This window comes from Aquabacterium sp., from assembly GCF_041909175.1.
GTDB lineage: Bacteria > Pseudomonadota > Gammaproteobacteria > Burkholderiales > Burkholderiaceae_C > Aquabacterium.
This window is the reverse complement of the sequence record NZ_JAYRDZ010000016.1, coordinates 1-3,265: the sequence shown is the minus strand read 5'-3', so window position 1 is coordinate 3,265 and position 3,265 is coordinate 1. Positions and strand designations below refer to the sequence as shown.

5 protein-coding genes and 1 pseudogene are annotated in these 3,265 nt (G+C 62.7%); all 6 read right to left on the bottom strand.

What is annotated here, in order from left to right; translation table 11 throughout:
- Positions 1 to 499, bottom strand: a 499-nt coding sequence (locus tag ACE3PH_RS15895) for an SPFH domain-containing protein (RefSeq protein ID WP_374320860.1), incomplete at its 3' end; no start/stop codon positions are given.
- Between the two features lie 82 nt (positions 500 to 581).
- A complete protein-coding gene (locus ACE3PH_RS15890; protein WP_374320858.1) occupies positions 582 to 1,226 on the bottom strand; it encodes a ubiquinone biosynthesis protein in 645 nt (214 codons plus the stop codon).
- Positions 1,227 to 1,299: 73 nt separating this feature from the next.
- Positions 1,300 to 1,683: a hypothetical protein gene (locus ACE3PH_RS15885; RefSeq protein WP_374320856.1), complete on the bottom strand. Its 384-nt coding sequence runs from the start codon at positions 1,681 to 1,683 to the stop codon at positions 1,300 to 1,302.
- Positions 1,680 to 2,417 carry a PspA/IM30 family protein gene (locus ACE3PH_RS15880; protein ID WP_374320854.1) on the bottom strand — a complete coding sequence of 246 codons (738 nt, stop codon included), beginning with the start codon at positions 2,415 to 2,417 and terminating at the stop codon, positions 1,680 to 1,682. Before ACE3PH_RS15880 ends, ACE3PH_RS15885 begins: the two co-directional genes overlap by 4 nt.
- 42 nt (positions 2,418 to 2,459) lie before the next feature.
- Positions 2,460 to 2,876, bottom strand: a complete 417-nt coding sequence (locus ACE3PH_RS15875; RefSeq protein WP_374320852.1) for a YjfI family protein — start codon at positions 2,874 to 2,876, stop codon at positions 2,460 to 2,462.
- 166 nt (positions 2,877 to 3,042) lie between these two features.
- Positions 3,043 to 3,265 (bottom strand): annotated as a pseudogene (locus ACE3PH_RS15870) (primosomal protein N'); the annotation flags it as partial.

The window sequence follows — 3,265 nt, the reverse complement described above, 5'->3', positions numbered from 1 at the left end:
CAATCTGCTCGATGATCTTGTCGCGAAAACGGTCGCGCGCCTGGTACAGATCCACAAAGTCCAGCGACTTGCCCACCGTCTTGAGCGCCTCGGAGAACTTGGCCGAGAACAGGTCTTCCAGAATCTCATGGTTGGAGGCACGTGCGCAGCCAATGCCCTGGGCCACGCGCAGCACGTCTTCAGCCGTCTTGTTCACACGCACGAAGAATTTCACCTTGATGTCGGCGCGGATGTTGTCCGCGCAGATAAGGCCCTGGTCGCCCGAGCGGTCGATCTCGATCGTCTTGACCGAGATGTCCATCAGCTCGGCCTTGTGGATGATGGGATAGACCATGCGGCCGGTGAAGGTGACCTCGGGTTCCGAGCGCAGGGTGTTGATGATGAGCGCGTGGCCTTGCTCCACCTTGCGGTAGAACTTCGCGAACATGGCGAACATCGCCAGGATCAGGAAGACGAGGACGCCAACTGCAATCAGGATGACCATGAAGGATTGCTGCATGAGAACGCTTTCTGCGGAAAGGGTGGAACCAATGGGGAAGATGGAAACAGAGAAATAGGGAGACGCCGCGGCTTGTCTGCACTCATTCAGGGGGCAGGGGCATGACCAGGTAACGGTGGCTCCCGGAGTCGTACTCGGTGATGAGTGCGGTATCGCCGCGCTTCAAGGGGTTGGGGCTGGGCGACCACACGCGGATGTTGATGCTGGCGCCGCGCTGTGCCACTTCGGCCCGGCCCTGGCGTTCGTCGACCACGCCGGTCAGTACCTTGCAGGTCTGGCCTACAAAGGAGGCGTTGCTTTGAGCGGTGTGGCTGACAAACAGGCCGCGCATTGGCCGCACGAGGCGTGCAGTGATGACGAGTGAGAGGGCTGCGGATACGCCCAGGATGAACAGGCCAGCCACCCAGCGCAGGATGTCTGTGGGGATCCAGGATTGCAGCGTGACGCCAGCCAGGCACGACAGCGTCCAGCCGACCAGCACCAGCAGGCTCACCACAATGGAGAATGGCACGCCGTTCAGGCCAAAGGCCACCACATAGCTGGCGATGGCGCCCAGGTCGTCGGCACTCGCGTCGGCGTGGGCCTCGATGTCCAGGTCAATGCCGCTGGATTCGAAGTCCACCATGCCCACGATGGCCAGCAGCCAGTAGACCAGCACCACGCCCAGCAGCACCGTGTAGATGCCGGTGGGAAAGCTGGTGGCAGTCACCAGAAGATTGGCAAACATGTGATTCCCTCCTATGCCCCGTTGAGTTGTTGGTGGATCGAGGCCATTTTTTTGTCGAAACGTGCGGCGGCTTTCAGGGCACCGTCTTGCTATTGCGCACGGTTCGCACTGATTTAGACCGTGTGTGGGGTGCTTGCTGCTGCACGAATGCAATCAGCTCACGCGTGGCCGCCTCCTTGATGCCCAGCCGGTCGTCGGGCGCCAGGCCATAGCGACTGGCCAGCAGTGCGTAGTCTGCGGCGTCCAGTGTCACCGTGAGGCGAGGGCGCTTGGGTCGCGCGGCCACGGGCAGGTCGAGCACGCTACGGATCTGCGTGGAGGTAGAGACATTGGCGTGAAACGCCGCCACGCGGATGGCCTCCATTACAGCCTCCTCCACATCAAAGGCGACCTGCACGGCTCGCAGCGCGGTCTCGGAGCCCTGCCAGCGCTCCGGTTTGCGCGGTCCAGGGCTCATGGTGTGGTGGGCAGCGTCGCGGCAGTGGGGCCAGCAGCAGCGGCGGCGTGCCGTGCTTTGAGCCGCTCCATCACCTGTGCAGCGCGCACCTTGTCGCTGTCACCAATGCCCGCGTCGGCCAGCTTGCGCTCCAGTGCGCGGTGGCCAAATTCCTGGTCCAGCTGCTCGGCTGCGGTCATGCGGTCGGCCAGGTCTTCGTGGCGCTTCTTGATGCGCTCCAGTGAATCGCGCGCGCTGGTCAGCTGCGACCCCGTGGCCCCAATGCTCTCGGAAATGCTTTGCGTGGCGCGGTACACGCTCTCGGTGGTCTTGGCGATGCCAATTTCGCGCTCGTGCTCGCGCACACGGGTCTCGGCTGCACGGATCAGGTCCTTGAGTCGCGAGACCTGCAGTGCGTAGCTGGCGTGGGCCTGGGTCTGCGCGGCCATCTCGGCTTCGAGTCCCGCCACGCGCTCGGCCACTTCCAGCGCAAGGCCTTCTTCGGCCTTGTTCAGTGCCTGCAGGGCCAAGTCTTCGTGGCGCAACAGGTCGGTCTTGATGCGCTCGATGTCGCGCGCCGTCTGCATTTGCTTGGCCATCACGCCGGTGAGCTCGGTTTTGGCCTCGGCGATGCTGTTCTTGGCGTCGATGATCTCCTGCTCGTAGATGCGCGTGGCGTTGCTGTCAACCACGCTCTGGCCGAGTTCACGGGCGCTGCCGCGCAGCAGGGTGACTAGTTTCTTGATGACTGACATGGTGCTTCTCCTGTCGAAGTCGGTGGTAAAGGGGTGAGGAGCTCAGCGAAGAAAGTCGGACAGTGCGTCCAACGCATCGAGTGCGTTGTCGCTCAGCACGGCCACTTCGTTGGCGATGTCGCTGGCGCTTGCGGTGCGGGCCAGTGCGCCAATCAGGACAAACCGGCCACCGACGCGGCCGAATGCCGACAGCGGCACGGAGGGGTTCAGGTCCAGCAGTGCTTCCATGAGCTCGGCCCTGCGTTCTGGCCGGACATCAGTATCGTTCCACAGATAACAAAGGCAGATGATCTGCATGTCCGAGCAGGTGATGAAGATGGGGAGCTCGTCCCGTCCCTCGATGCTCACCTGCACTACGGGAACATCTCCGGTGATGGGTTGCAGCTGCACCGCAATGCCGCCCATCAGTGACGACGTCAGCACATCGAGGTTGTTGAGTTGATCCAGCAGGGTGGCCACGGTGTCTCCTTGTCTTCACGCGGTGGGGCAGGCCATCGCGGAACCGCTTTGCCTGCATGGATCGCAGAATAGGTGTCTTGACATATCATGTCAACGACGCAGTTGTGGCCAATTGTTAAATTTCGCACGCCGATCTGATATGGCGTGCAAGGTTTGGCGTGCGGCGTCAGATCCCCAGCGGGTCCACATCCACCAGCCAGCGCACCAGGCCTTTGTGTTCTGGCTGCTGGCGGGTGCTGTGCAGCACAGGTTGCCAGGCGGCCAGGAAGCGTTGCAGCGCGGTGCGGTGGGGGCTTTCCAGCAGCATCTGGGCGCGTTCCACGTTGGCCACGCGCTGCACGGCCAGGGGGATGGGGGGGTAGAGCGTGACATGCTCCAGGCCGGGGAGT

Bases quoted from the DNA above. Each gene is read 5' to 3' on its own strand.
- ACE3PH_RS15880 (WP_374320854.1), bottom strand. From the start codon at position 2,417: ATGTCAGTCATCAAGAAACTAGTCACCCTGCTGCGCGGCAGCGCCCGT.
- ACE3PH_RS15885 (WP_374320856.1), bottom strand. From the start codon at position 1,683: ATGAGCCCTGGACCGCGCAAACCGGAGCGCTGGCAGGGCTCCGAGACC.
- ACE3PH_RS15890 (WP_374320858.1), bottom strand. From the start codon at position 1,226: ATGTTTGCCAATCTTCTGGTGACTGCCACCAGCTTTCCCACCGGCATC.